23 protein-coding genes are annotated in these 24,655 nt (G+C 61.6%); 13 read left to right on the top strand and 10 right to left on the bottom strand.

The window, feature by feature from the left end; all coding sequences use genetic code 11:
• Positions 1–40 precede the first annotated feature (40 nt).
• The 4 genes from ACOYO3_RS02255 (at position 41) to ACOYO3_RS02240 (ending at position 4,548) form a co-directional block, all read left to right on the top strand.
• Complete coding sequence (locus ACOYO3_RS02255; protein WP_002520107.1) at positions 41–868, top strand: demethylmenaquinone methyltransferase; 828 nt, start codon at positions 41–43, stop codon at positions 866–868.
• 1 nt (position 869) lies between these two features.
• Positions 870–2,618, top strand: a complete 1,749-nt coding sequence (locus ACOYO3_RS02250; RefSeq protein WP_002515411.1) for a TM0106 family RecB-like putative nuclease — start codon at positions 870–872, stop codon at positions 2,616–2,618.
• A 143-nt stretch (positions 2,619–2,761) separates the two neighbouring features.
• Positions 2,762–3,025, top strand: coding sequence for a hypothetical protein (locus ACOYO3_RS02245; RefSeq protein WP_002515427.1), 264 nt, complete (start codon positions 2,762–2,764; stop codon positions 3,023–3,025).
• On the top strand, positions 3,022–4,548 hold the full coding sequence (locus ACOYO3_RS02240; protein WP_002524497.1) for an ABC transporter ATP-binding protein: 1,527 nt from the start codon (positions 3,022–3,024) through the stop codon (positions 4,546–4,548). Before ACOYO3_RS02245 ends, ACOYO3_RS02240 begins: the two co-directional genes overlap by 4 nt.
• A gap of 102 nt (positions 4,549–4,650) precedes the next feature.
• Here the strand turns inward: ACOYO3_RS02240 and ACOYO3_RS02235 are convergent, their stop codons facing one another.
• From ACOYO3_RS02235 to ACOYO3_RS02220, 4 genes are all read right to left on the bottom strand, one after another.
• Entirely contained in the window at positions 4,651–6,936 is a 2,286-nt protein-coding gene (locus tag ACOYO3_RS02235; protein ID WP_002524496.1) for a hypothetical protein, read from the bottom strand.
• Between the two features lies 1 nt (position 6,937).
• Positions 6,938–7,636, bottom strand: coding sequence for an ABC transporter ATP-binding protein (locus ACOYO3_RS02230; RefSeq protein ID WP_002518024.1), 699 nt, complete (start codon positions 7,634–7,636; stop codon positions 6,938–6,940).
• Complete coding sequence (locus tag ACOYO3_RS02225) at positions 7,630–7,995, bottom strand: hypothetical protein (protein ID WP_002525907.1); 366 nt, start codon at positions 7,993–7,995, stop codon at positions 7,630–7,632. The genes ACOYO3_RS02230 and ACOYO3_RS02225 overlap by 7 nt, the downstream gene beginning before the upstream one ends.
• Positions 7,996–8,067: 72 nt before the next feature.
• A complete protein-coding gene (locus ACOYO3_RS02220) occupies positions 8,068–8,955 on the bottom strand; it encodes a 1,4-dihydroxy-2-naphthoate polyprenyltransferase (RefSeq protein ID WP_002515366.1) in 888 nt (295 codons plus the stop codon).
• Between the two features lie 204 nt (positions 8,956–9,159).
• Between ACOYO3_RS02220 and ACOYO3_RS02215 the strand changes: the two genes are divergently transcribed.
• The 4 genes from ACOYO3_RS02215 to dhaM all read left to right on the top strand — a co-directional run bounded on the left by ACOYO3_RS02215 (position 9,160) and on the right by dhaM (position 12,589).
• Positions 9,160–10,437 (top strand): MFS transporter, encoded by a 1,278-nt coding sequence (locus tag ACOYO3_RS02215; protein ID WP_002520111.1) that lies wholly within the window; start codon positions 9,160–9,162, stop codon positions 10,435–10,437.
• Positions 10,438–10,525: 88 nt separating this feature from the next.
• Positions 10,526–11,527 carry a dihydroxyacetone kinase subunit DhaK gene (gene dhaK / locus ACOYO3_RS02210; protein ID WP_002518009.1) on the top strand — a complete coding sequence of 334 codons (1,002 nt, stop codon included), beginning with the start codon at positions 10,526–10,528 and terminating at the stop codon, positions 11,525–11,527.
• Complete coding sequence (gene dhaL, locus ACOYO3_RS02205; RefSeq protein ID WP_002520112.1) at positions 11,515–12,171, top strand: dihydroxyacetone kinase subunit DhaL; 657 nt, start codon at positions 11,515–11,517, stop codon at positions 12,169–12,171. Before dhaK ends, dhaL begins: the two co-directional genes overlap by 13 nt.
• Positions 12,164–12,589, top strand: a complete 426-nt coding sequence (gene dhaM, locus ACOYO3_RS02200; protein WP_002514950.1) for a dihydroxyacetone kinase phosphoryl donor subunit DhaM — start codon at positions 12,164–12,166, stop codon at positions 12,587–12,589. The genes dhaL and dhaM overlap by 8 nt, the downstream gene beginning before the upstream one ends.
• An 83-nt stretch (positions 12,590–12,672) precedes the next feature.
• Here the strand turns inward: dhaM and ACOYO3_RS02195 are convergent, their stop codons facing one another.
• The 3 genes from ACOYO3_RS02195 to ACOYO3_RS02185 form a co-directional block, all read right to left on the bottom strand.
• A complete protein-coding gene (locus ACOYO3_RS02195; RefSeq protein WP_002514951.1) occupies positions 12,673–13,131 on the bottom strand; it encodes a deoxycytidylate deaminase in 459 nt (152 codons plus the stop codon).
• 85 nt (positions 13,132–13,216) lie between these two features.
• Entirely contained in the window at positions 13,217–14,200 is a 984-nt protein-coding gene (locus ACOYO3_RS02190; protein WP_002524494.1) for a cation diffusion facilitator family transporter, read from the bottom strand.
• Positions 14,201–14,392, bottom strand: coding sequence for a hypothetical protein (locus ACOYO3_RS02185; protein ID WP_002515398.1), 192 nt, complete (start codon positions 14,390–14,392; stop codon positions 14,201–14,203). It abuts the gene before it with no gap.
• On the opposite strand from ACOYO3_RS02185, the gene ACOYO3_RS02180 reads away from it, so the two are divergent.
• On the top strand, positions 14,375–15,340 hold the full coding sequence (locus tag ACOYO3_RS02180; protein ID WP_002524493.1) for an L-lactate dehydrogenase: 966 nt from the start codon (positions 14,375–14,377) through the stop codon (positions 15,338–15,340). The two genes, ACOYO3_RS02185 and ACOYO3_RS02180, sit on opposite strands and share 18 nt — an antisense overlap.
• A 32-nt stretch (positions 15,341–15,372) precedes the next feature.
• Positions 15,373–16,875, top strand: coding sequence for a patatin-like phospholipase family protein (locus ACOYO3_RS02175; RefSeq protein ID WP_002515399.1), 1,503 nt, complete (start codon positions 15,373–15,375; stop codon positions 16,873–16,875).
• Between the two features lie 78 nt (positions 16,876–16,953).
• Here the strand turns inward: ACOYO3_RS02175 and ACOYO3_RS02170 are convergent, their stop codons facing one another.
• From ACOYO3_RS02170 to ACOYO3_RS02160, 3 genes are all read right to left on the bottom strand, one after another.
• Positions 16,954–17,772, bottom strand: coding sequence for an HAD-IIA family hydrolase (locus ACOYO3_RS02170; protein WP_002518039.1), 819 nt, complete (start codon positions 17,770–17,772; stop codon positions 16,954–16,956).
• 76 nt (positions 17,773–17,848) lie between these two features.
• Positions 17,849–19,705 (bottom strand): right-handed parallel beta-helix repeat-containing protein, encoded by a 1,857-nt coding sequence (locus tag ACOYO3_RS02165; protein ID WP_002524492.1) that lies wholly within the window; start codon positions 19,703–19,705, stop codon positions 17,849–17,851.
• A gap of 163 nt (positions 19,706–19,868) precedes the next feature.
• Positions 19,869–21,002 (bottom strand): ROK family transcriptional regulator, encoded by a 1,134-nt coding sequence (locus ACOYO3_RS02160; RefSeq protein WP_002524491.1) that lies wholly within the window; start codon positions 21,000–21,002, stop codon positions 19,869–19,871.
• Positions 21,003–21,226: 224 nt separating this feature from the next.
• On the opposite strand from ACOYO3_RS02160, the gene ACOYO3_RS02155 reads away from it, so the two are divergent.
• The 3 genes from ACOYO3_RS02155 to ACOYO3_RS02145 are packed head-to-tail and all read left to right on the top strand — an operon-like array spanning position 21,227 to position 24,646.
• Complete coding sequence (locus tag ACOYO3_RS02155; protein ID WP_002525663.1) at positions 21,227–22,795, top strand: DUF4091 domain-containing protein; 1,569 nt, start codon at positions 21,227–21,229, stop codon at positions 22,793–22,795.
• Positions 22,792–23,727, top strand: coding sequence for a carbohydrate ABC transporter permease (locus tag ACOYO3_RS02150; protein ID WP_002525664.1), 936 nt, complete (start codon positions 22,792–22,794; stop codon positions 23,725–23,727). Before ACOYO3_RS02155 ends, ACOYO3_RS02150 begins: the two co-directional genes overlap by 4 nt.
• A complete protein-coding gene (locus tag ACOYO3_RS02145) occupies positions 23,720–24,646 on the top strand; it encodes a carbohydrate ABC transporter permease (RefSeq protein WP_002515383.1) in 927 nt (308 codons plus the stop codon). The genes ACOYO3_RS02150 and ACOYO3_RS02145 overlap by 8 nt, the downstream gene beginning before the upstream one ends.
• Positions 24,647–24,655 lie beyond the last annotated feature (9 nt).

Raw genomic sequence — 24,655 nt, 5'->3', positions numbered from 1 at the left:
CTCCCGCACTTGCAAGACCCACCTCAACCGGCATTGACTCATGGACCAACCTGCCCGAGGGGGTCAAGGGGACACGCAAGGCTACAAGACCACCCAACCCGCCCGAGGGGGTCAAGGGGGAGTCGCCTCCCCCCTTACAATAAAACCCGTGTTGACAACCCGAGCCACCCTGGACAAACACCACACTGACGTCGCATCGATGTTCGACGGGGTGGCGAAACGCTATGACCTCATGAACCAGATCATGACGCTCGGGGCGATCGACACTTGGCGCGACCTCGTCGTCGCTGCGGTAGAGCCGGAACCCGGCCAGACCATCCTCGATTTGGCGGCTGGAACCGGCACCTCCTCAGCTACGTTTGCCGCCCGCGGCGCGCAGGTTTATCCCACCGATATTTCCACCGGGATGCTGGCGGTGGGTAAGCAGCGCCAGCCCCATCTGCACTTCGTCGCCGGGGACGCCACCTGCCTGCCCTACGCCGACAACTCCTTCGACGCCGTGACGATCTCCTACGGTCTGCGCAACGTCGAGGACCCACAAAAGGCACTGCGCGAGATGCTGCGCGTCACCAAGCCTGGCGGCCGGGTCGTCATCTGCGAGTTCTCCTACCCCACCTGGGCACCGTTCCGCCACGTCTACACCAAGTACCTGCTGGCGGCGATCCCGGCCATGGCCAAGCTGGCCTCCTCGAACCGGGATGCCTATGACTACCTGGCCGAGTCGATCCTCGCCTGGCCCGACCAGCCTCATCTGGCAGACATGATGGCCGAGGCCGGCTGGCAGGCCATTGCGTGGCGCAATGTCTGTGGCGGCGTCGTCGCCTTGCATCGTGGTTGGAAGGGCAGTGACGAGAAGGAGATGGCCTGAGGTGAAAGGTCCCTCCTCCCCGATCCTCCTCGACGCCTGGGCAGCTCGCAGCTGCCCGGTCAAGACCCAGAACGCCTATGACCCCACCCTGTCAGAACCGGTCGGCGATCCGCGTGACGACGAGCTCTTCGCAGGGGCGGAGGCCCACCTGACGGTCATCTGTGACGCCCTGGCAGCCGTCACGGACGCCGTCGATCTGCGCTCGGTCACCTTGAGCGTGGCCGGTCGCCGGGTCGCCACCCGCAGGGCCATCGAGGCCGGTGCACCCGTCATCGTCTGCCCTGAGTTGCCGTCGTCCCCGCAGGAACACCGCACCGGCTCCCCCAACGCCTTGGTGCTGGCCGGCAAGCGTGCCGACGGCGGGCCTGGATATTTGCCGGTCATCGTCAAGTACTACCTGGTGCTGGAGAGCCACCACACCCTGGCGGAATTCACCTGGGTGTCCCCCCTGAATGATCCGGATCCTCGCCACGCACGGATGTCACTGGACCAGACCTTCCGCGCGGGCCGGGAACGCGCCCTCATCCAGGCCGCCCATCACTGGAGGCTCCTCGAGGGCCTGGGCCTGGTCGCCACCCCTGACGAGTGCCCCAGCCATCGACGTCTCGTGGGGCTGGTCGGCCACGACGAGATTGGGATCCTCGACGACAACTTGGCCGTCTCCTGGCTCGATCTCGACCACAAGTTCATTCGCACCTTCTCGCGCTCGTCCGCCTCGGGATGGCGTCGCCGCAGCGTGCTGGACCGATACGACCACGAGCACACCTTCCGGGTGTCGGTGGCCGAGCACGCCATCGCCGGCGGCGAGCCGATGGTCGCCCCGATCGTCGTGCGTGAGTGCGAGTCCTGTCAGTGGTGGGCCATCTGTGAGCCACGTCTCGACGATGCCGATCTCTCCCTGCGCATCTCCAAGGCTCCCCTGGACGTCCGGGAGATCTCGACCCTGCGTCGTCTCGGGGTTTCCACCGTCGACGACCTGGCCGACGCCGACCTGGACGAGCTGCTGCCGGTCTACCTGCCTGAGGTTCAACACCGTCCCCGACCCGAACAACGACTCCGGGCGGCCGCCCGTCGCGCGCGCCTCATCCGTCAGGGAGTCCTGCTGGAGCGCAACGATGAGGGACCCATCGAGGTGGCCTCGTCCCGACTGGAACTCGACTTCGACATCGAGACCTCTCCGGATGGCCGGGTCTATCTGTGGGGTTTCGAGGTCAGTGATCCTGAACGCCTGCTCGACTCGACGACCGGTGACGTGCCCTATTACGTCGCCTTCAGCGAGTTCGCTGACATGGGCGACGACGATGAGAACGCACTGGCCGCCCGCGCCATCGCCTGGCTCGACGAGATCCTCTCGGCCCACCCGGAGACGATCGTGGTCCACTACTCCGACTACGAGATCGTCCATCTGCGTCATTTCGGCCACGTCTGCCAGGACGTGGAGACTCGTCAAGCGGTACGTCGGCTGCTGGACTCCGGCCGTTTCGTTGACCTCTTCACCACCATCAAGGCGCACTTCTTCGGGGTCAACGGGATTGGTCTGAAGGTCGTTGCCAACGCCGGCGCCGGGTTCTCCTGGCGTGACCCGGACCCGGGTGGCCTCAACTCCCAGACCTGGTGGGACCTCGCCGTCCATGACCCCGATCCGCAGGTCCGCGAGTCCTCCAGAACCCGAGTCATGGAATACAACGAGGACGACGTGAAGGCTACCCTCGCTGTTCGCCGTTGGCTTGCCGAGAGGCCCTCCGAGTAATCCTGGGACGCCTGGTCACGACGTTTCGCCGTGACGGGTGTCGCCATCGGCATGAGGTCAGGCAAAGATGATCCTGGCATGGCAAAGGTATACGGTTTTGTTGACACGTCCCTGACGATCCCTATCCGCTCATCTGGAAACCCATGCGTTCCTTGACACGAATCCTTCGATTCACCTCGCAGCTGTGGAAGTTCTACCTCGGGGTCGTCATCTCGGCTGTCATCGTCGCAATCACTCAGCTGGCCGTACCCTTCGTCATCGCCCGGGCCACCGACCTCGCCGTGGCAGGCGTGCGCGGCAACGACCACCACATCCGCGACATCATGCTTCTCGCGGTGGTCACCTCGTCCTCGACGTCGTCAACTCCCTGCTCACCAACGTCAACGGATGGCTGGGCGACATCATGAGCGCCAAGATGCGCCAGATCCTGTCGACCCGGTACTTCAGCAAGCTGCTGGAGCTGCCGCAGTCCTGGTTCGACGAGGAGCTTACCGGATCGATCACCTCCAAGCTCACCCGATCGATCACCAATGTCACCGACTTCGCCAAGGCCTTCTCGAACAACTTCTTCACCCTGCTGCTGACGACGTTCGCCGTCCTCATCATTTCGGCCATCTACTACTGGCCGCTGGCCCTGCTGTTGGCGATCGTCTTCCCGATCTACGTCTGGTTGACGGCCTTGACGTCACGCAACTGGCAGACCCATCAGGACGTCATCAACCACCACATCGACACCGCCGGCGGGCGGTTCCAAGAGGTCGTCTCGCAGATTCGCGTCGTCAAGTCCTACGTCACCGAGGCCAGCGAGCAGAAACAATTCAACAACCACTACGACGCCACCGTCGACGCCACCCGCCAGCAGTCCAACCACTGGCACCTCATGGACACCGTGCGGAGGGTGGTCCTCAACGTCATCTTCTTCGGTATCTACGCCATCATCTTCGTCCGAACCGCCAAGGGATACTTCGGCGTCGGGGACATGATCCTGCTCATCCAGCTCATGACGATGGCTCGCCAGCCGGTGCAGATGATGAGTTACATCATCGACGTCGCCCAGCGCGCCGTGGCCGGGTCCAAGGACTACTTCTCCGTCATGGAGACCCGTCCGGCCCACGTACCGCAGACCGCCACGACGACCATCCGCGAGCCCGAGCCGGGCGTCCCGATGATCTCCTTCAACGACACCGTCTTCAGCTACGACGGCACCAATCGGGTCATCGACCATGCCACCTTCGACGTCAGTCCCGGCGAGAAGGTGGCACTTGTGGGCGAATCCGGGGGCGGAAAGTCCACCTTGGTGAACCTGCTGCTCGGCCTCTACCCGGTCACCGAGGGCGCCATCATGGTGGCCGGCAACGATATCTCTCAGGTGACCCCGGATGCCTTGCGACGCCGTATCGGAGTGGTCTTCCAGGATCCGGCACTGTTCTCCGGATCGATCCGGAAGAACATCGCCTACGGCACCGAGGCCACCGACGCGCAGATCCGCGACGCTGCTCACCGCGCCTACGCCGACCGCTTCATCAAGCGGTTCTCCCAGCAGTACGACACCCTCGTCGGGGAGCGCGGTATCAAGCTCTCCGGTGGCCAGAAGCAGCGCATCTCGATTGCCAGGGCCCTGCTCAAGGACGCCCCGATCCTCGTTCTCGACGAGGCCACCTCAGCCCTGGACACCAAGTCCGAGCGGTGGGTGCAGGCCGGTCTGGAATCCCTCATGGCCGACCGCACCAGCCTCATCATCGCCCACCGCCTCTCGACGATCTCCAGCGTCGACCGGATCGTCACCCTGGACGCCGGTCGCGTCGACGAGATCGGCACCCCGGCCGAGCTGGCCGCCTCCGGAGGTATCTACGCCGAGTTGTTGGCCCTGCAGGCATCCAGCTCGAAGGCCGACCGCAAGAGGCTGGAGCGATTCGGCATCAAACTGTAATGAGGACCGCGCCGACGATGGCACCGACGCAGCCGCGTCACGAACGGCGAATCGTCCCGACGCGTTTTGGGCCGGGCCGCAGCGGTGTCACGGGGTCGTGGATCAGGTAGCTCTCATGTCGAAGTGGTAACGGCGATGGATGGCGGCCCCCAGCAAGGATCCACCGAACATCCCGGCGGCCAACGCACCGAAGACCCACCACGCGGCCCCAAGCAGGTCCAAGGCTCCCGACAGGATCCTGCCTGTGAGCCACACCGCGACAACCGAGGAGATCACCCCGCATATCAGGGCGGCCAGCATTGTGGTAGCCACCTCCACAAGGATGACCTGGTCCACCCAACGCCTGCCCAATCCGATGCGTTTGAGGCTGGTCACCAGATCACTGTTGGCGGCTCTCTCCTCCTTCGCCAACAGGCCCGCCATGATGGCCGACAACACGATGAAGGTGACGGTCGCGACGATGGTGATCGTTGGCAGCGGGACATCACCGAGGATTCGGGGGGCCATGACATAAAATTCCCCCAACCCGTGCGCCTGCGCCCACTCGTTGGTCAGTCGATCCTGATCGGGGGTCAGCCCTGTGAACAGAATCGCCGATCCAGCGCCTCGTGGTATTCCTGCTTTCGGACGCACGGAGATGCGCTTGACCCAGCTCAGATCATCCGTCAGCCCGACGGTGTGTGCCGGGTCGGCCCTGGAGGGATCATTGGTCAAGTACCCGCCTGATACAAGGACGTCACGTTGGGCGTCGTCAAGCTTTGTGACGACCGCAACATCGTCAACCTTGGAGAAATACCACCATGATCCGCTGATGTTGGCGTCATCGACCTGGTGGACGGTGATGTTTTTGGCGCCTTCCAGGGCATCGGAAAACTGCTTGACCTGAGCCGACTCCAGGGCGGGCACACCCTCCATCGAGACATGGAGCAAGGCCATCCCCGGGGGCATACCGGTGCTCGTCTGCCCGTTGGCCTGGGAGAACAACGCTGAAACGATGAGAAGCCCGGTAGCGGTTGCGGTGACCAGACCCGCCGCCACACCTGCGAAGACGCAATGCCACCCGCCCCGGCTGGAAAGAGCTCGATGAGCAGCAAGAGCCCGGCCTACGGGGCGATGTGTCCGGACCAGACGAGAGAGCACGAAGGGTGCCCCCAAACCACCGGCCACTGCACACATCCCAGCGACCACAGCGACCGCGGTGAAGGTTGCGTCAGCCCCCAGGAGACCCCACAGGCACACTGCGCAGCCCAGTACCAGAGCCGCCCACCCCAGCCGACGAGCCGTGTTCATGTTGATCCCTCGCCGCTTCACGGTCTTACGACGGGAGGGAACCATGTTCACCATGGCCGCAGGAAGTACCCCGATGACCAATGCCATCACCAACGGGACCGTGGGGAATCGCCAAGGCCCCAACGGAGCAGAAGCCCTGGGGGCCATGTACCACCGCGCCGCAGCGACCACCGCCTGGCCCAGGGCCACAGACATCAGCGAGACGGTTTCTGCAACGAGGAGGGCCACCGTCTTACTCATGGCCGATACCGATCGACGGCGTACCCCGATAGCCAGAAGGGGGGATGCGATGCGTCTGAGTAGGGCCGTCAGTGCCGCGCCGGACACGACTGCCCCCAGCAGGCCAAACACCAGCCATGCCAGGTTCTGATCCACGAATGCCTTCGGCGTCAGCCCGTGAGCTTCGCTGGCAGAACGGGTCTGTGTGGTATCGCAGTCACCTGCAAGCTTCAGGGTCTCGGCGAGGAGACTGCATACGTCACCGGGCTCCTGGGAGGTGAACCCAATTTGCCCATTGCCCCTGATACCGGCACGTCCAGCGTCATCGCGGGAAATCCGCCATGACTGCCATGTGCCTGGAGCCGCAAGAACCAAGGTCGCAGCCCGATCGTAGACGGCTTCGACATGGCCGGTGACCGTGAGGTGGAGATCACCTGCCTTGGCAGACAACCGCGATCCATCATCAGCGCCAAGAGTACTGGTGGCCAGAACCTCCCCGGCCTTCGCCGGCCAGCGACCCGAGGTCAGCCGATAGCGACCTTGCGTGGCCGAACCGGCCATGGGCATCTCTTGGTAGGCGACGTCATCGTACTGTACAAGGTTGATATTGCTGTAGAGCTGGGGAAAGGGCGCCGATGCCTGCAACGTGTTATTACGGGGTATCGGTACGGGGGTACCTGGAGGCACGTCTTCCTGCAGCGAGAAGAGACCGCTGGTGGAGCCGTAGCTCGCGATGTTCTTCTGTTCATCGGACAGTTGCCGAGCATTGGTGATGCCGCTGGAGACAGTCAGAGCTACAACGACCAGAGCCAGCGGAATGACGCGAAGCCACGTCCGCCAGTTCGACACGACGAGCCGGGTGACGTGGACGATCCACATCTCATACCTCCTCGAGAACCCCGTCCTCCATGTCGAGAACCCGGTCGACATAGTCGCAGGCTCGCGGATCATGGGAGGACAGCAGGACTGCACGATCAGCACCGTCGGTGACGATGTGACGCAAGACCTTGAAGATCATGTCAGTATTGGCCCGGTCGAGCTGGCCAGTCGGTTCATCGGCGAGCACGATTCGATGACCGCCAGCAATCGCACGGGCGATCCCCACCCGCTGAGCCTGACCCCCAGACATCTCAGCAGGGCGTCGATCTGCCAATTCAGCGACCCCCACCTCTTTGAGAGCATCCATGGCAATGGCCGCAGAATTTTTAATTTCACGCGCCCGCAGGACAAGCTCAATATTCTCACGGGACGTAAAATCGGGGACGAGCCCATGATGCTGAAAAACCATCCCCATTTCATGAAGACGAATGGCGTCCCGTCGTGATTCTGAGATTTTCGTGATGTCCACTCCGTTGATGCACACCGTCCCGCGCAATGGAGACAGGAGCCCAGAGAGCACATTGAGCAGGGTTGTCTTTCCGGAACCACTCACTCCGCGAACGAGTATCAGCTCACCGGTGTGCAGCACAAGATCGACACCTTTGAGTACCTCGTCACCCTTAACATAGGAAACATGGACATCACTGGCCTTGAGGGGGTGAGCCACCCCCTCAAGGCCTTGTCGTTGCGATGTCAGCACCGATGACCCAATCCATAGGATGAGGCTTCATCATGATCTTTCCACCAGAACGACGAATCATTCGTCCACGGCTTATAATCCCAGCAATGCCCCTTCTGGTTTACATCATACCAAAATGCGGCACCATAAGGAGTCTGATTTTTTACAGAACTGAGAGAATCATTCTGATTTTTGTTAAAGTTATAGTAACCTACCTTAGTCTGTTTCGCAATGAGACCATGGAAATTCGAGTCGGCATACATTTCCAACACAGCCTTCGACGGCGCCGGCGCTGCCGCCAAAACAGTGACACCCATACACGCCGCCACGACCCCCCCCCCAACTATTTTCCTATTAACGGACATGGCTAAAGCCTCCATTCTTGATCGCCCGCTGCGCTGCGGCGTGTGATACTTAGGTTACCTAACCTAAGACAGCCTGTCAAGAGTGGGTCACAACGGCCGATCCAGCATCGCCCCGACCAGAAATCCCACAGCGCACAGCAACTCCGCCAGCCCGGTGTTCTTGAGGACCGGCACCAGGGCCATCCCGGTGGCCTTCGTGGCCAAGGCCTTCACCGGGGAGACGAGCAGAATGACCATGAGCAGGCCCAGAAGGACCCACCAGGTCGACAGGGCCGCGACGACGATGACACCGACGCAGGCCAGGGCCACCAGCACGAGGTACAAGATCCGCGTCCCCTGATGGCCCAGCTTGGTGGCCACGGTGTGCTTGCCACTGACGCGATCACCGTCGATGTCGCGCAGATTGTTGGCCACCAGCACCGCACAGGCCATCGCACCGATGACACAGGCCGTCACCCAGCCAGCCGTGCCGACGTGATCGGCCTGGACGTACACCGTGCCGCCGACGGCGACCAGCCCGAAGAAGATGAAGACGAAGGTCTCCCCCAGCCCGGCATAGCCGTAGGGGTGTGAACCACCGGTGTAGAACCAGGCCGCAAGGATGCAGGCCAGGCCCACGATGATGAACCACCAGTGTCCAGTCATGATGGTGATGATGAGTCCGGCCACCGCCGAGACCCCGAAGCACGCGAAGGCAGCAGCTTCGACGTGCGAGGGTTCAGCGACTCCTGACCCGACCAGCCGCAGCGGACCAACCCGGTCCTCCCCGTCGGAGCCGCGAATACCGTCGGAGTAATCATTGGCGAAATTCACCCCGACGACGAGCCCCAACGCCACCACGAGGCATAGGGTGGCCAGTTCCCACCGCGCACCACCGTCGGCAATGGCGATCGCGGTACCCGCCACCACCGGAGCAATCGCGGTGGGGAGGGTACGGGGACGAGCCCCCTCTAGCCATTCGGCTGCAGTGGCCATGGACAACTCCCTGAGTCAGTGGTGGAGACGCGGATCGTGCGTCAGGCGGGCACCACACCGAAGGACTTCTCGGAACGTGCACCAGTGGCGACCATATCGCCGCTGCATGTCCAACCCGTATCTGCACCAGTGACAGAAACGATGGATAATCACAGATGCCCGATACCCCACTCGAGTTCGGCAGGAGTCGTCACCGTGAGAACCATGTTCGCCAGCCTGAGCATTCCGAATTATCGGATCTACTTCTCCGGCACTCTCCTGACGAACATGGGGCAGTGGATGGCCCGTACCGCCCAGTCGTGGCTGGTGCTCGTCATTCTGACCCACGGCAATGCGGCGGTGCTCGGTTGGGTGATGGCGGTGAACTTCGCGCCCATCCTGCTCGTCACGCCGTGGGCTGGCGCTTTGGCTGACCGAATGTCCAAGCGTCGCATCATGGTGACGGCGCAGATCGTTCTGGCGATTGACGCCGCGATTCTTTCCACCCTCGTCCTCACCGGGGCGGTGCGCCTGTGGATGGTGTTCGTCATCGCAGCCATGGATGGCCTCGCCGGCGCGTTCTACAGCCCGGCCACCCAGGCCTTCGTCTCCGAGCTCGTCCCACTGAAGAACCTGCCCAACGCCGTGAGCCTCAACTCTGCCTCCTTCAACGGCGCCCGCCTGCTCGGCCCTGGCGTCGGTGGCCTGCTCATCGCCGCCGTGGGAGTCGGCTGGGTGATGGCCATCAACGTCCTCTGCTTCATCGGGTTCATCACAACCCTGTTGTTCATCAGGGCTGACCGTCTCTACGTGTCCCCACCCTCAGCCGAGAAGGCACGGGTGCGCGACGGCGTCCGGTACGTCAAGCGTCGCCCCGACCTCGTCATCCTGCTGGCGATCGGGTTCATGATGGGAACCTTCGGTTTCAACTTCAACATCTCCGATGCGGTCATGGCGACTCAGGCCTTTGGCAAGGGATCTGGCGAGTACGGTCTGCTCGGTTCGCTCATGGGTATCGGCTCGATGGTTGCCGCTCTGGGAGCGGCTCGACGCAGGCCGCGGCTGCGCTGGGTCGAGCTGGCCCTGCTGGTCTACAGCGTCAGCATGGGTTTGTCGGCCCTGGCCCCGAATTACGGCATCTTCGCCGTGCTCAAGATGTTCGTCGGGTGGGGAGCCATCTCGACTCTCATCACCGCCAACGCCATGGTGCAGACCTCGGTTACTCCGCACATGCGTGGCCGGGTCATGAGCCTGTGGGCAACACTAGTCATGGGCGGCACCCCGCTCGTCTCCCCGGTCGTCGGGTGGATCGGCAATGCCATCGGACCGCGCGCCACGGTCGCCTGGGGCGCCATCAGCCTAGGCATCACCTTTGTGGTCATCACCGCCGTCATCATGCACAACGACCGCATCCGGGTCGTGTTCGATCCCTCCAAGCGGGCCCCGTGGCTGCGACAGGTACGCGGCAAGGTAACCATCGACTACGTCCAGCAGACGAAGTGAGTTAGCCAGTTGTGCCACAGCAAGTGAGTGCGTTAATCCATCTGATCGAGCCCCTGGAAAACCGGGGTCAAGATGGTTCACTAGTGCCATGAAGAAACTCATCAACGCTGTCGAGGATGTCGTCGTTGATTCCCTGCGCGGCGTAGCGGCCGCCCACCCACACTGCCTGAAAGTCGATCTCGACCATCGCATAGTGCTGCGCGCCAGTTGTCCGGTGAACGGAAAGGTTGGTCTGGTCTCTGGTGGCGGTTCCGGACACGAGCCGCTGCACTCGGGCTACGTCGGACGGGGGATGCTCGACGCCGCATGCTGCGGCGAGGTCTTCACCTCCCCCGTCCCCGACCAGATCACCGAGGCCACCAAGGCCGTCGATGGTGGGGCTGGCGTACTCCACATCGTTAAGAACTACACCGGTGACGTCATGAACTTCGATATGGCTGCCGAGATGGCTTCGATGGAGGCTGGCACCCGCGTCGAGTCCGTTGTGATCGCCGACGATGTTGCCGTACAGGACTCCCTGTACACCGCTGGGCGTCGTGGGGTCGGCTTGACGGTGCTGGCCGAGAAAATCCTCGGCGCAGCTGCCGAGGACAAGCGCGATCTCGACGCCTTGCTCGAGCTTGCTCAACGCATTAATGACGGTGGCCGCTCGTTTGGTGTGGCCCTGACCTCCTGCACTGTCCCGGCGGCCGGCAAGCCCACTTTCGACCTCGACGAGAACAAGATCGAAATGGGCGTCGGCATCCACGGTGAGCCTGGTCGCGAAACCGCCACGTTGGGCACTGCCGCCGAGGTCGCTGCCCAGATCGTCGAACCCATCCTGGCTGACCGTGACTTCACTACAACCCCGGTCATTGCCATGCTTAACGGCATGGGCGGCACCCCTCTCATCGAGCAGTACCTCGTGTGGGGAGAAATCGCCAAAATTTTGGCGGGAAAAGGCGTCAAGGTTGCCCGCACCCTGGTCGGCAATCACATTACGAGCCTAGAGATGGCAGGATGTTCCTTGACCTTACTCTCCGCTGACGACGATCTCCTGACACTGTGGGATGCCCCGGTGGAGACTCCTGGACTTCGATGGGGATGCTGATGTCTGAAATTTCTGCCGCAACTGTTTCCGAGTGGCTCAAGAACTACTCGGCGGTCATCTCGGAACACGCGAATGAGCTCACTGACCTGGATCGTCAGATCGGTGATGCTGACCACGGATCGAATATGGCTCGCGGAATGACCGCAGTGGCCGCCCTTGATCCCGAGCCCTTCGCGTCTGCCGCTGGGCTCCTCAAGAAGGCGGGGATGACGCTGGTGAGCACCGTCGGTGGCGCTTCAGGCCCCCTCTACGGCACCTTCTTCTTGCGTCTATCGACGGTTATCAAAACCGACGGCGAGCCCACTGCCCAGCTGCTCGCCGATGCCCTCGACGCTGGCTTGGCTGGCATCGTGGCCCGTGGCAAGGCTGAGGTCGGCGACAAAACCCTGGTGGACGCCCTGTCCCCCGCCGTTGACGCCGCTAAACAAGTTGCTGCTGACGATGGCTCTGCCGCCGAGGCGCTCGCTAAGGCAGCCGAAGCCGCTAACGAAGGCCGCGATGCGACTATCGAGATGGTGGCTCGTCGCGGCAGAGCGTCATACCTTGGAGAACGAAGCAAGGGGCACCAGGACCCAGGAGCCACCTCGATGGCCCTGCTCGTGGCGTCCGCAGCACACTGCCTATCAGGAGCCAATCATGAGTGACCAAGGCGTCGGAATCGTCATTGTCTCCCATAGCTGCCCATTAGGCCGAGCTGCGGCCGACCTGGCATCCCAGATGCTGCCCGGCCCGGAAATTCCACCCATCGAAGTTGCCGCCGGTCTTGATGACACCACGTTAGGTACCGACGCCACCGCAGTGAGCGCAGCAATCGAAAAAGTGGGCAATTGTGACGGGATCCTCGTTCTCGTCGACATCGGATCGGCAATTCTCTCGGCCGAGATGGCCTTAGACCTCCTCGATGCCGATATCGCTAGCAAGGTCAAGATCTCCACTGCCCCGCTGGTCGAGGGGGCTGTAGTCGCGGCCGTCATGGCATCGACGGGGGCCGAGTTGGAGGTCGTCGCCGCCGAGGCGGAAAAAGCCTTGGACCCGAAAGTCTCCCAGCTCTCTAACGATTGAACCTATTAGACGGTGGTGCCCGGTTCGCCCAGGCACCACCGTTTCACATTCTTAGACTGGCCTTCTGACGAGGACGGTGGCTGTCACAGCTGCCAGTTGACCAGATCGTCTTCACCAAGCTCACCGTCGGGCCACACTGCCCGCACAACACCAGCTGCCGCCAGCGCCTTGCGACAGCCAGAACACGGCTTATCAGTCACGTACGCCGTGGACCCGGCAGTATCCCGAGTGGCGAAGAGTAACGCGTTCATCTCGGCATGAATGGCTATGCAGAACCCGGGGGAACCGGGCACGTCGTAGTCGGAGAATGCCGGCACCTCGCCATAATCCAGCCGGCCCCGCGGGCAAGCCCCCTCCAGACAGTCCGGACGACCGGGAGCAGCTCCGTTGTACCCCGTGGCAATGATGCGATGCTCGTGGACGAGCAAGGCCCCCACTCGACGACGGGTGCATTTGGCGCGTGCCGAGACAGCCTCCGCTATACCCAGGAAGTATTGGTCCCAATCGGGCACTGTCACGACTTTGCCGTTCACCTCGGCCATCGTGGGCTCCTCTCGCTCAACTCCATACGTTCACATCTGTCAGACGCTGCATTGACTGAATCATCATGTTCGACCTTAACCCGGGTCAGACGTCAATATCTTCGTAAGAACGCGGGTCCTCGATGGGTTCCAAATGGCCGCTCACTCTCATCTCAGGCCATTCTTCAAGGATCTCATCGATAAGGTCCTCCATAACGTCATGGCCCTGCTTGACCGTCCAGGAACCCGGAACGAGCATGTGGAACTCGAGGAATTGTCGGTACCCGGCCTCTCGGGTGCGCACCGCATGGAACGTCAGGTGGTCATTGGAATGGGCGGCAAGGAAGTCCCGGATAGCCGCGTTATCCTCTTCGGGCAAGGAGACATCGAGCAGGGCAGTACCAGACTGTCTCACGAGTTTGGCCCCGGTGACAAGGATGTTGATCCCTACCGCGAAGGCGACGATCGGGTCGAGCCGCTGCCACCCCGTCAACCAGACCAGTCCGACTCCTACCAGGACGCCGAGGGAGGTCCACACATCGGTAAGGAGATGCTTGCCATCGGCGATAAGTGTCATCGATCGACGCTTGCGACCATTCCTAAGCAGAACCCACGCCACTGCCCCGTTGATGACCGAGGCCAGTACCGACACGAGAAGGCCGACACCGGCGTCCGCGATGGGGCGCGGATAGAGGAACCGCTCAACAGCGCTGTATATGATGACCGCGGCGGCGATGAAGATCATCATCCCCTCGGCACCTGCTGAGAAGTACTCGGCCTTCGAGTGACCGAATTGGTGATTCATGTCCGGTGGACGGATCGATACCTTCAACGCGACCAGGGCGATAATTGCCGCCACAAGGTTCACCAAGGACTCGGCAGCGTCCGAGAGCAGACCGACCGATCCAGTAATGTGCCAAGCGAGGGTCTTCAGCAGGATCGTTGCGATGGCTGCCGCGATTGACAACCATGCAAAACGGCTAAGATCCTCCGGCGGCCGGTGCCGCGAGGTGACCGCGGGAATGTCGGGAATCGTCGTCACCCGAGCATTGTCCCAGCCCCATCTGTACTCCCCAAACAGGACGGTCAATCATCTGTCCGGAACGCAATGTCGGCATAGCCAACGACCAAGGGACGGCCATGCGCACCGCACGGCACGACCACTATGGCGGAGGGGCGTCACGAAGTTGAAACCTGCCTGGTGAATGATGGAGATGTAAGCATGTACTGCGAAGGTACTTCGTGACGACTGCAGGAGGTTTCTATGCCCATCAAGCCACATAAGCTCGGGATTATCGGGGTCGGCCGAGTCGGGGATGCAGTGCTGTCCGACGCCATGATGAGTGGACTCTTCGGTGAGATTTGCGTCATCGACGTCAATGAGAAGTTGGCCGCCGGTCAGGCCCTCGATCAGCATCACGCCACCGCACTGCCCAACGTCACCAATGTCGCCGTGTACGCCGGTGACTACGACGACCTGTCTAATGCCGACGTCATCATCATGACTGCCGGCCCGTCTATCGACGCGTCCAACGGCCCGGCAACCGGCGCTGCACGGCGTGAATTGGCCGCCACTAACGGCAAGATCATCCGCTCCACCATGACGCAGATCACCGGCCGCAACCACGACGCAGCCATCATCATTTGCTCCAACCCTCTTGATGCCTTGGTCCATATCGCTAGCACCGAGTTCGATCACCCGCAGGGGTTGGTGCTCGGCACCGGAACGATCCTTGATTCGGCCCGCATGTGTCGCGTGGTCGCCGACCATCTCGGCGTCGATCCAGACTATGTGCGTGGCTACATGATCGGCGAGCATGGCCCGTCCGGGTTCCCGATGTTCACTGGAGTCAATGTCGGCGGCGTCGGATTCGACGGGCTGGCCAAGCTCTTCGATGCAGACCCGATGGACCGCGACGAGCTGACCACGCGCATTAACGATGCCGGTACTGCCGTATTCAATTTGAAAGGCTGGACGAGCGCTGGCATCGGCCAATCGGCCATCACCATTGCGCGCTCTATCCTCCTCAATGAACACGCCGTCTACCCGGTTTGTACCACCTTGCACGGCCAATACGGTCACGACGGCGACGTGTCTATGGGCGTGCCGTGCGTTATCGGCGCCACGGGTGTCGAACGCATCCTCGAGGTGCCGCTGGATGACTGGGAGCAAGAGCACCTGGCCAGCACCATCAAGGCCATCCAAGAGACCGTCGAGGCGGCTTCCTGAGCGCGCTTCGACGAAGCTCGTAGGATTGAGCTATGGAACTCCCCTCGTGGCTCGGTATCCCTACCCTCGCATTCGGATTGGGGAGCCGAACCCCCCAGCAGGGTCTAGTCCTTGCTGGGGGAGGGTCCAGAGCCTCCTTCCAGATGGGTGCGCTGCGGCACCTTTATGACGTCGTCGGGATTACCCCCACCTCGATGGTGGCCACTTCGGCCGGGTCAATTGTGGCCTGTACCCTGGCTCAATGGACCGATCCAGCCAAGCAATCGGCGGCACTGCGTCAGCTAGAGGCGATGTGGCTCGAGATGACCGATCAGTCCGACATGTTCACGCCGCGGGCATGGTTTTCTCGGTTGCTCGAAATAGGCCCGGAATGGATGTCGTTGCTCAACCGGGAAGCCGCTAAAACAAAGAGCCAACGTCCCTGGCTGAGCTTGCCATTTCATCGCGGCCCGGAGCAGACGAAAGTCCCTGACCCCGCAGAACCTGTTGCCGGCCGTGACGACGACCGCCTCACCGGTCAGGCAAGGACCTTGGAAATCGCCACTCGTGACGACCCCATTACAGGTGGTTCCTGGACCCCAGGTGTCATCTTGCAGTTGCTATCAGCCCTGTCCCGATTAAGTCGCGACGGCGGTGATATTTCGACGATCGTGCGAGGGGCTGAGACCTCGGCGTCAACCTATCGTGCCGGACCTATCTTGGCGAAACTGCTCGATCGTGGCTTCTTCAAATCCGAATTATTGGCAACCTCAGGAATGTCGGTACGCATTGCCACAGTCGCCCTAGAATCCGGAGAGTTGCGATACATGACCGAGTCAGGAGTGCTCGTCGACCGTGACAACAACCCCATCGGCTCCTCAACCTTCGATGTCTCTCGCGGGGTACTCGCCTCCTGCTCCATTCCCGGGGTCTTCCGTCCCGTTGACCTCGACGGAGAGCACTACGTCGACGGTGGTCTGCGGGAAAATGTGCCCGCCGAGATGGCAATCGGGCACCTTGGTGTGACGAACCCTTACATCATCACGTGTTCGCCGCAGGGGACCGCACGAGAGTCCGATTTTGGCTCTCGCAACATGCTTGATCTAGTAATGAGAACGGTGTCGATCCTGACTGACGAGACCGAGCGAGACGAGGTAGCCTATGCCCTCAACGCTGGCGCCGTCGTCATCGGTCCCGAGATTTCAGTACACGACTCGATGACGGTCGACCCTGGATTGCTGCGTATCAACCGCGATTACGGCTGGATGTGCTCGGCAGAGAAGCACATCACGCCGGGCCCCGACGAGCACGAACTCATCAAGGATGCGGTACGCACTCGAGTGCGCGGTTGGCAACTCGAACAGGCCTGGCTCAAAGAAGAAGCCTCCCGCGAGGACATGGACGAGATGCAACACCTCAAGGACCACTTGCGTGACATCGCGGCCCGGCTGCCACGCGATCTAGCTCCTGACGGGGTTGAGACGTGGGGGCGGGTTCTCGAAGGACATGGCCACCCGCAGGCACCCGAGGATGTCGTCATCCCCTGGCAGGTGTAAAAGCCCCAGGAACGTCCGGATACGACACGACGGCGGCGAACGTCACGTTCACCGCCGTCGCAGCATTTCGTCGATGTTTCAGATGAGCTCGTTGAGGTCGGCTACCGAATCAAGAATGATGTTAGGACGGTAGGGGTACTGTTCGACTTCTTCACGCTTGGTGATACCCGAGAGCACCAGGACAGTCAGCAACCCAGCTTCCATACCAGCAACCATGTCGGTATCCATTCGGTCACCGATCATGGCGGTGGTCTCAGAGTGGGCCTCAATGCGATTCAAAGCCGAGCGGAACATCATCGGGTTCGGTTTTCCGACGATGTATGGCTTGTGCTTCGAGGCAGCCTCGATCATCGCGGCGACGGCACCGGTGGCAGGCAGCGGGCCCTCTTTGCTGGGGCCAGTCGCGTCGGGGTTAGTGCAGATAAACCTGGCACCGTCGACGATGAATCGAACGGCCCGGGTAATGGCCTCAAAGGAGTAGGTACGAGTCTCTCCGAGGACGACGTAGTCAGGGTCGATGTCGGTGAGGATAAACCCGGCCTCGTGCAGGGCCGTCGTCAGGCCAGCCTCGCCAATAACGTATAGGCGCGCGCCGGGCTGCTGGTCGGCTAGGAAATGGGCGGTAGCCAAGGCGGAAGTCCAAATATTGTCCTCCGGCACCGTCAAACCAGAAGCCTGCATCCGGGCAGCCAGGTCACGCGGGGTGAAGATGGAGTTGTTGGTCAGCACCAGGAATCGCTTCGAGGTGTCAACCCAACGATTAATGAGATCGCTGGCGCCAGGCACCTCATGGTTCTCGTGGACGAGCACGCCGTCCATGTCGGTCAGCCAGCACTCGATGTCTGCAGGATCTCTCATAGCCCCTAGCTTATCGATCGTCAACCGACCTCGGTGCATTACGGGCAGAACCTGAACGCACCTACAATCACCTAGCCGTGATGTCGTACGGGGCGAACCATCTCACCTCATATGCTCAGACACCAGTCTTGGGCAGTGTTCTCAACCCGACAACATTTTTCTTACCGGACGGAGCGGTGATTGCGACGGCTGGATTCCCCGGGACCGTTCCGGCATGAATCGACGGGAGGGACGAGGGTGCCGTGGTGGGCGGAACGATCGTCCGGTGGATGTCAGCCCCGATCGCGAACGGGGACCCGTCGGTCGGCACCGCCATTCCCCAGAAGTCGACGAGTCCTTCCATCGGTGCAGTATTGCCGGGCAGGACGTCATTTGACAGCGGAAGCGCCCTGCCAATGGCGGGGGACGTGGGGCCCAGTCGGTACAGGCCTCCGGTAGGCCAGCCATGGGCCCGGGCGGTCTCGTCGGCCAACCCCGGCAAACCGTTGATGTCACCGGGCCAGTTGGAATTCGGATGAGTGAGATTGTGGGTAACGACGTTGCCAGGACGTCCGACTGCTTGATTCCCGTTGGCGTCAAAGCTGTACGGTGCACCGTTGACACGGATGATGTTGTTCACGATGCCCACCTTCGCATCGGTCGTGAACGGGGCCTGCAATCGGATGCCCGCGCCATCTCCCTTATTGCTAGCGCGGAAGATGGTGTTGCCGTAGATCCACAGGCCGCTCACCTGTCCGGGAATGCCGGAGCCGTCGTCGTAGGACGACACCATCACTTCGGGGGCACTGCCGAAGGCGCGTCCGTTGCCGGCGATGACGTTGTTGCGGATCGTGGCGCTGGCCTTGTTCTGCGCCGAGATGACCGATACACCATAGTTGGCGTTGTCGTGCAGGTAGTTGTTCTGGATCACCGAGTTGACGGTGTTGCGGTCGGCGTCCAGGCCGGTGCCATCGTTGCCGGTCCACCCCTCACGGTTTCCCCAGGCGTTGTTCCACTCAGCGGTGACGTTCCGGGTGGTGTCCCACCAAGCGCCTGCGCCGTTCATGGTGTTGCTTCCGGGGGTCGGATTCGGGTTGCGTCCCGAGCCGTTGCGGTACAGATCGTTCTTGCGTACCACGACGTCGGTCGCCCCAAAGACACCGATTCCCATGGCGTCGTTGTCATGCAGTGACGAGTTGGCGATCACGGCGTTCTTAATGCCGTCTCGCGGAGTCACGTGCGGGTAAGGTTTGGCGTCAGCAGCGAAGCAGGTCGGCACCGAATAGCCATCGCGGGCGACCCCTGCTTCAAAATCCGACCACGGGTACAGCTGGTGATAGCCGAGCTGCACCCCAGCGTAATGAGTGTGGCTGGTCTCCACCTGGTTGATGGTGACCTGAGAAATCTGCGCCTTCGCCGAACACGGCATGACGGAGATCCCGCCGACGCCCATGACCCACATGTTCTTCGTGACCGAGTTGGCACCCCCGGTCCAGACGTTTTGCTGCGCGGTGACCCTCTGAATCGTCACACCGGTGATGTGTTCGCCGTTATGCGCCTCGACGGAGATGTCATTGAAATAGCCGTTGCGAACGGTGAGGTCCTGGATGACGAAATGCGACTTGTTGTCGACCTCGATAGCTGAACGCCGATTGCGCACCGAGGCCTTGGCGTCGATCACCGGAGCCTTCCCCGCACCGTAGGCACCTAGCAGAGTGTCGGCACCGGCGCGTCCGGAGGCATTGATGACGACAGTGCCAACGCACGTACTACCACGACGCAACAGCACTTTCCTGCCTGGGCCAAAAGCACTTTTGAGCTGGGTTAGGGAGTTCAACGGGCTCGTTTCGGTCCCCCTGCCGGGCGTGGGAGCCGAACAATCGACATAGGTCGTGGTGGTCGTGGCAGAAGCGGTGGGGGCTGCGACTGCGCCTGGAGCACCGCCAATGAGTGCTCCAAACAGTGCCAGGGTGACAGCGGTACGAAACCTCATCGGCTCTCCTACGGTGCGGCGCTGGGACCATCAGGTGAGAACCAGCAGCCTTGCTGACCCTCATGACGTGCCGACCATGTCGTCGGCTCCAATGGCATGTGACAGTCAACGCCGTCACGCCAGAGTTGTCAAGATCTCTTTCGGAACTCCGTCAGACCCGCGCTCAGACTTGTCGAGTCGAGGCCTCCGGCTGTGCCAACGCAAGCTCCACAGCTCCTTGGACCACAGCATGAGCACCCGCTCGGGACGCCTCAATGCATGGCAGATGAGGTAGATCATCGCGAAGACTGGCCCGCAACCGGCGAGCGATGCGAACATGGGCGGGGCGAGCATGGCCGCCAATAACCAATAGTCCAGGATCGAGGGCAGCCAACAGTGCAGCAACCCCCGGGACGATGGCGTCGGCAAAAGCGTCGACGGCCTGCTCAGCCCAGACGGGGGCGTGCGGTGATCCAGCAAGTTCGAACAATGCCTCGGCCGAGACGTCGTGCCTGGCAGCAGCGTCGACCAGATCCAAGTGCGCAGTGGCCCACCCTGCCCCTGGCAGATAACTCATTTCACCGGCATACCCGGCAGAACCGCGAATAGCGCGTCCGTCGAGGATGATTCCCGCTCCCACCGAGGCATCGATGAGCAGCGAGACCATCGATTCTGTGTCTGCCAGGCCACGCACATGCTGCTCGGCCAGAGCAGCGAGTACTGCGTCGTTCTCGATCATGACATTACCCACACGCCCGTCATGAAGAGCAGTGAAGTGGTCAGGGTCAGAAATTTCTGGCAGGGACTCGTTGTGACGCAACCGACCGTCGGGTCCGACGCTACCAAGAGCACCAATGACCATCGTGTCAACGGAATCCAGGCCCAGCTCTTGTAGCAGGTCGTCGAGGGCTTCATCGAGCAAAGCACCGGGGGAGCCGCCACGTAGAGGTCGCGACGTGCTGATCAACATCTCACCGTGCCAGTCAGCCAGGCCTAGCTCGACGTCCTGCAATCGGATGGCCGCCCCGGCCTGAACTCTCTTCGTGGCGTTCAGCGTAAACATCCGGGAGCGACGCCCTCCCCTGCCCCCGGCGTGCATCGATTCCTGCTCGAGGGCATCACCCTGTTCTAGGAGCGAGTTCATGGCGGCACTGACGGTGGGGCGGGTCAGACCGGTGAGCTCCTGGAGACGTCGGATTGTCACGGGTTGAGTTGCCGTTACCAGACAATCCAGTACTGCCGCCTGGTTGTGATCGCGCAAGTCGGTCAGCGACCTGCCGCCAAGCTGTTCAGCGCCGTCGGAGCGTCCTTGACCCATCAGGAACCAGCTTTCCACGAAGATTCGTCCATTTTCAGGCTCAGCTTACTTGCCTCAGATTGAGTTACGAATTACTCTTTCTAAACATCGTGGACACCGTCGCCCCGACGGAACTCGCATCGATGAAGATGGAGGAAGGCCGTGCGTGAGAGCTGTACAGCGGTGGTAACCGACCTCTCCACTCGCATACGTCCAGACTCCGTGCCCCAATCGCTATCGGAGCAATGGTTCGCCTCCGATCAGGCGGTGCGCGCCAAGTCGCCTACCGGTGTGGCACGGAAGGCTCCGAGCATGTGTACGATCGCGTCACCGCCTCCGTCATGGTGCTGGTCGACGATCATGAGATCGCCGCCAACTGCTGGCGCGTCATGGAGGTTGCTGCCCCGCTGGTGCGCTACCCGGAATCCGGTGGCGTCTACGAAATCGACGTCCCCGGCCTAGTACCCGACCGGCTTGACCCGCTAGGACGCTTTGGGGCCCGGTTCCTGCCTGACCAGTGGCAGTCATTGGTGGTGGAACTCACGACCCCACTCGACCCCGGAAGTCACACCCTAGACATTCGTTTTGTCGACGACGACGGGCTCATCGCCGACGCCACGCAACGCCTCGAAGTGGTCTCGGTGACCGGGGCCGTGGCGAGCTTCCACCACTCCGAGTGGATCCATGTTGATGCGCTTCAGGCGTGGTCCGACGTGGAGGCCTTCGATGAGCGCCACTGGGACCTCATTGACAAAGCCGTCGAGCTGGCTGCCAGCGCGGGCGTCGACACCCTGTTCACCCCTGTACTGACCCCTCCCATCGACGTCGATCCCACCAGTCCGCCGCTGGCCACTCAGCTAGTCGTCGTGCACCGTCAGGGCGACCGCTGGAGCCTCGACTTTGACCGTCTGGATCGTTGGAGTCGCATCGCTCGACGTCACGGCATCACCCACCTCGAGTTCTCCCACCTGTTCTGTCAGGGCGAAGTCGACCGTCCGGCTGACGTCTACGATGCCAACGGCAACCACCTTTTCGGTTCCCATCTGTCTACTGAGGGGTACCGCGATTTCCTGGCCGTCCTGTTGCCGGCCCTAGACCAGTGGTCACGACGCCATGGCTGGTCTGATGCACTGTACTGGCATGTCTCGGATGAGCCCCGGGCCAATCAGTACACCTCTTACCGTAAGGCCGTCGACATGGTACGTCGCACCGTCCCCGGGGCCACCGTCATCGACGCCGTGGACGATCCGAGGTTCGCCACCGTCGTCGACGTTCCGGTGACCATCTACGGACACCTCCTCGAGTGCGAGGCCGCTGGACTTGACGGCATGTGGGTCTACACTTCCTGCGCCTCGACTTTCTGGGAACCGAATCGCCATCTCGGCATGCCGCTCACCCGGCTACGTGCCCTGGGACTGCTGCTGTGGTGGCACCACACCCCCGGTCTGCTGCACTGGGCCCTCAACTTCTGGTTCGATCAGTTCTCGCGCTACCTCGTCGATCCCAACGCCGACACCTCGGCTGACTTGGCTTTTCCCTCCGGTGATAGCTCGGTCATCTACCCTCGTGTCGATGGTTCCCTCGTGCCTTCGCTGCGATTGAAGGTTCTCGCACAGCTCCACGAGGACGTCCGACTGTTGCGGCGTGTCGAAGATGCGGTCGGCCGCCCTACCATCGTCGACCTCATCGAACACTTGGCCCCCGGATCCACCGCCGATCTGGATCACCGTTACCCCTTGGAGCCTGATTTTTACCGGTCTCTGACCGCCAATTTGCTTCGCCTGCTCAAAGATATCGATGGAGCCACCGTATGAAAGTCGTCACCACATCCGGCCATCGCCGCCACTCCTCCACCCAACCCAAGCTGGCGCCGTGGTTGTTCCTGTTCCCGGCTTTGCTGCTGTTCGTCTTCATCTTCGTGTTGCCGATCGCCTATACGATCATGCAGAGTTTCTTGAAGCCAGGACAGAAGAAACTCCTGTACGCCCCCAGCGGGCACACCGCGCCGCAGTTCGCCGGAATCTCCCAGTACACAGCAGCCTTTCAGGATTCCCACTTTCTGCTGTCAATCGGGCGAGTATTGCTCATCGGCGTGGTCCAGGTACCGCTCATGCTGCTGTTTTCAGTGTGTCTGGCATTATTGCTGGACGCCCGTAGGGTGAAAGCCCGGCAGGGATTCCAGCTGGCCTATTTCCTGCCCTACGCGGTGCCCGGTGCGATCAGCGCCTTGATGTGGACCTTCCTGCTCCAGCCGCAGCTGTCACCGTTCACCTCGTTGTTCCAGAAGATGGGTCTGAACCTCAACCTGTTAGCCCCGTCGGTAGTACCTATCTCGGTAGGGAACATGATCACATGGGGCTTTGCGGGCTACAACATGGTGGTCATCTACTCCGCCCTGAAGGCCCCGCCCAACGAAATCCTCGAGGCTGCCCATGTCGACGGTGCCAGCTCTTGGCGCACCGCCTGGCAGATCAAGGTACCGATGGTGCGCCCCGCAGTCATCATGACCGCAGTGTTTTCCATTATTGGCACCATCCAGTTGTACAACGAGCCCGCGATCCTGCGAAACTCCGCGCCCCGCATCGACCCCGATTTCAGCCCGATTATGGCGGTCTACAACTTAGTAACCACGGGTGACTACTTCGGTGCTGCTGCTCGCAGCGTCATTCTTGCCGTCATCACCCTGGTGGCCTCGTTCGGATTCCTGAAGTTACAGTCACGCCGCGGAGGTGCCTTCGATGAGTGAGCAGAACCTCATGGAGTCGACGGACCACGGCACCACAGGTGTCGTGCCACCGGTCAAGCGCAACCGCGGCAAGGGAGGCAAACCACAGTTCGGCCTCACCGGAGCCTCGATGCTGGTCGTCATGATCATCGCTGCGCTGTATTTTCTTGCCCCGCTGTGGTGGTTTCTCGTCTCGGCCACGAAAAGCAACGGTGGGCTGTACTCGGGTAATCCATTCTGGTTCCATGACTTCAGTCTTGCGGAAAATTTCACCGACATCGTCCACCGCGACGGAGGCATCTACTTCCGCTGGCTGCGAAACTCCATCTTCTACTCGCTAGTTGCCGGGGTGGGTGCCGGACTGATCTCGGCCATGGCCGGGTACGCGCTGGCCAAGTTCCGGTTCCGTGGGCGAGATGCGGTGTTTAACTGTGTGCTGGCGGCGACCCTGTTGCCGATCATGCTGCTGACCGTCCCGTTATATCTCATGTTCTCAAAGGTCGGTCTGGTGGACACAATCTGGGCGATGATCCTGCCTAGTCTCATCAACCCTTTCGGCATTTACCTGTGCCGTGTGTACTCGGCAACCGTACCCACCGAGGTGCTCGAAGCAGCTCGTCTGGACGGCACGAGTGAAGCCGGCATTTTCTTCAAGATCGTGCTGCGCATCATCTCCCCCGCACTGGCCACGGTGTTCCTTATCCAGTTCGTGAGCACCTGGGCCAATTTCCTATTGCCAACAATGATGTTGACCACGCCCGAGAAACAGCCGTTAGCCGTCGGACTCGTCACGTGGCAAGCGACCATTCAGACGGGCAACCCGGCACCTACCAACATTCTCATCTTCGGGGCCTTTTTGTCAGTGCTGCCACTTGTGGCCCTCTTCCTTCTATTGCAGCGCTACTGGAAGACCGGTCTAACGACCGGCGGAATCAAGTAAGGAACAAAA

Origin of the sequence: Cutibacterium sp. KBN10P07758 (assembly GCF_050286205.1) — a bacterium.
In the GTDB taxonomy this organism is placed as follows: domain Bacteria; phylum Actinomycetota; class Actinomycetes; order Propionibacteriales; family Propionibacteriaceae; genus Cutibacterium; species Cutibacterium acnes.
Note: the sequence above shows the minus strand (reverse complement) of the source record. Positions and strands in the feature narration are given on the sequence as shown.

Excerpts from the sequence above, each read along its gene's own strand:
- ACOYO3_RS02160 (WP_002524491.1), bottom strand. The coding sequence starts at position 21,002 with ATGGGTCAAGGACGCTCCGACGGCGCTGAACAGCTTGGCGGCAGGTCG.
- ACOYO3_RS02145 (WP_002515383.1), top strand. The coding sequence starts at position 23,720 with ATGAGTGAGCAGAACCTCATGGAGTCGACGGACCACGGCACCACAGGT.
- dhaK (WP_002518009.1), top strand. The coding sequence starts at position 10,526 with ATGAAGAAACTCATCAACGCTGTCGAGGATGTCGTCGTTGATTCCCTG.
- dhaL (WP_002520112.1), top strand. The coding sequence starts at position 11,515 with ATGGGGATGCTGATGTCTGAAATTTCTGCCGCAACTGTTTCCGAGTGG.
- ACOYO3_RS02245 (WP_002515427.1), top strand. The coding sequence starts at position 2,762 with ATGCGTTCCTTGACACGAATCCTTCGATTCACCTCGCAGCTGTGGAAG.
- ACOYO3_RS02165 (WP_002524492.1), bottom strand. The coding sequence starts at position 19,705 with ATGAGGTTTCGTACCGCTGTCACCCTGGCACTGTTTGGAGCACTCATT.
- ACOYO3_RS02155 (WP_002525663.1), top strand. The coding sequence starts at position 21,227 with ATGGTTCGCCTCCGATCAGGCGGTGCGCGCCAAGTCGCCTACCGGTGT.
- ACOYO3_RS02185 (WP_002515398.1), bottom strand. The coding sequence starts at position 14,392 with ATGTGGCTTGATGGGCATAGAAACCTCCTGCAGTCGTCACGAAGTACC.
- ACOYO3_RS02225 (WP_002525907.1), bottom strand. The coding sequence starts at position 7,995 with ATGGAGGCTTTAGCCATGTCCGTTAATAGGAAAATAGTTGGGGGGGGG.
- ACOYO3_RS02215 (WP_002520111.1), top strand. The coding sequence starts at position 9,160 with ATGTTCGCCAGCCTGAGCATTCCGAATTATCGGATCTACTTCTCCGGC.
- ACOYO3_RS02180 (WP_002524493.1), top strand. The coding sequence starts at position 14,375 with ATGCCCATCAAGCCACATAAGCTCGGGATTATCGGGGTCGGCCGAGTC.
- ACOYO3_RS02150 (WP_002525664.1), top strand. The coding sequence starts at position 22,792 with ATGAAAGTCGTCACCACATCCGGCCATCGCCGCCACTCCTCCACCCAA.
- ACOYO3_RS02255 (WP_002520107.1), top strand. The coding sequence starts at position 41 with ATGGACCAACCTGCCCGAGGGGGTCAAGGGGACACGCAAGGCTACAAG.
- ACOYO3_RS02195 (WP_002514951.1), bottom strand. The coding sequence starts at position 13,131 with ATGGCCGAGGTGAACGGCAAAGTCGTGACAGTGCCCGATTGGGACCAA.
- ACOYO3_RS02220 (WP_002515366.1), bottom strand. The coding sequence starts at position 8,955 with ATGGCCACTGCAGCCGAATGGCTAGAGGGGGCTCGTCCCCGTACCCTC.
- ACOYO3_RS02240 (WP_002524497.1), top strand. The coding sequence starts at position 3,022 with ATGAGCGCCAAGATGCGCCAGATCCTGTCGACCCGGTACTTCAGCAAG.
- ACOYO3_RS02170 (WP_002518039.1), bottom strand. The coding sequence starts at position 17,772 with ATGCACCGAGGTCGGTTGACGATCGATAAGCTAGGGGCTATGAGAGAT.
- ACOYO3_RS02175 (WP_002515399.1), top strand. The coding sequence starts at position 15,373 with ATGGAACTCCCCTCGTGGCTCGGTATCCCTACCCTCGCATTCGGATTG.
- ACOYO3_RS02235 (WP_002524496.1), bottom strand. The coding sequence starts at position 6,936 with ATGTGGATCGTCCACGTCACCCGGCTCGTCGTGTCGAACTGGCGGACG.
- dhaM (WP_002514950.1), top strand. The coding sequence starts at position 12,164 with ATGAGTGACCAAGGCGTCGGAATCGTCATTGTCTCCCATAGCTGCCCA.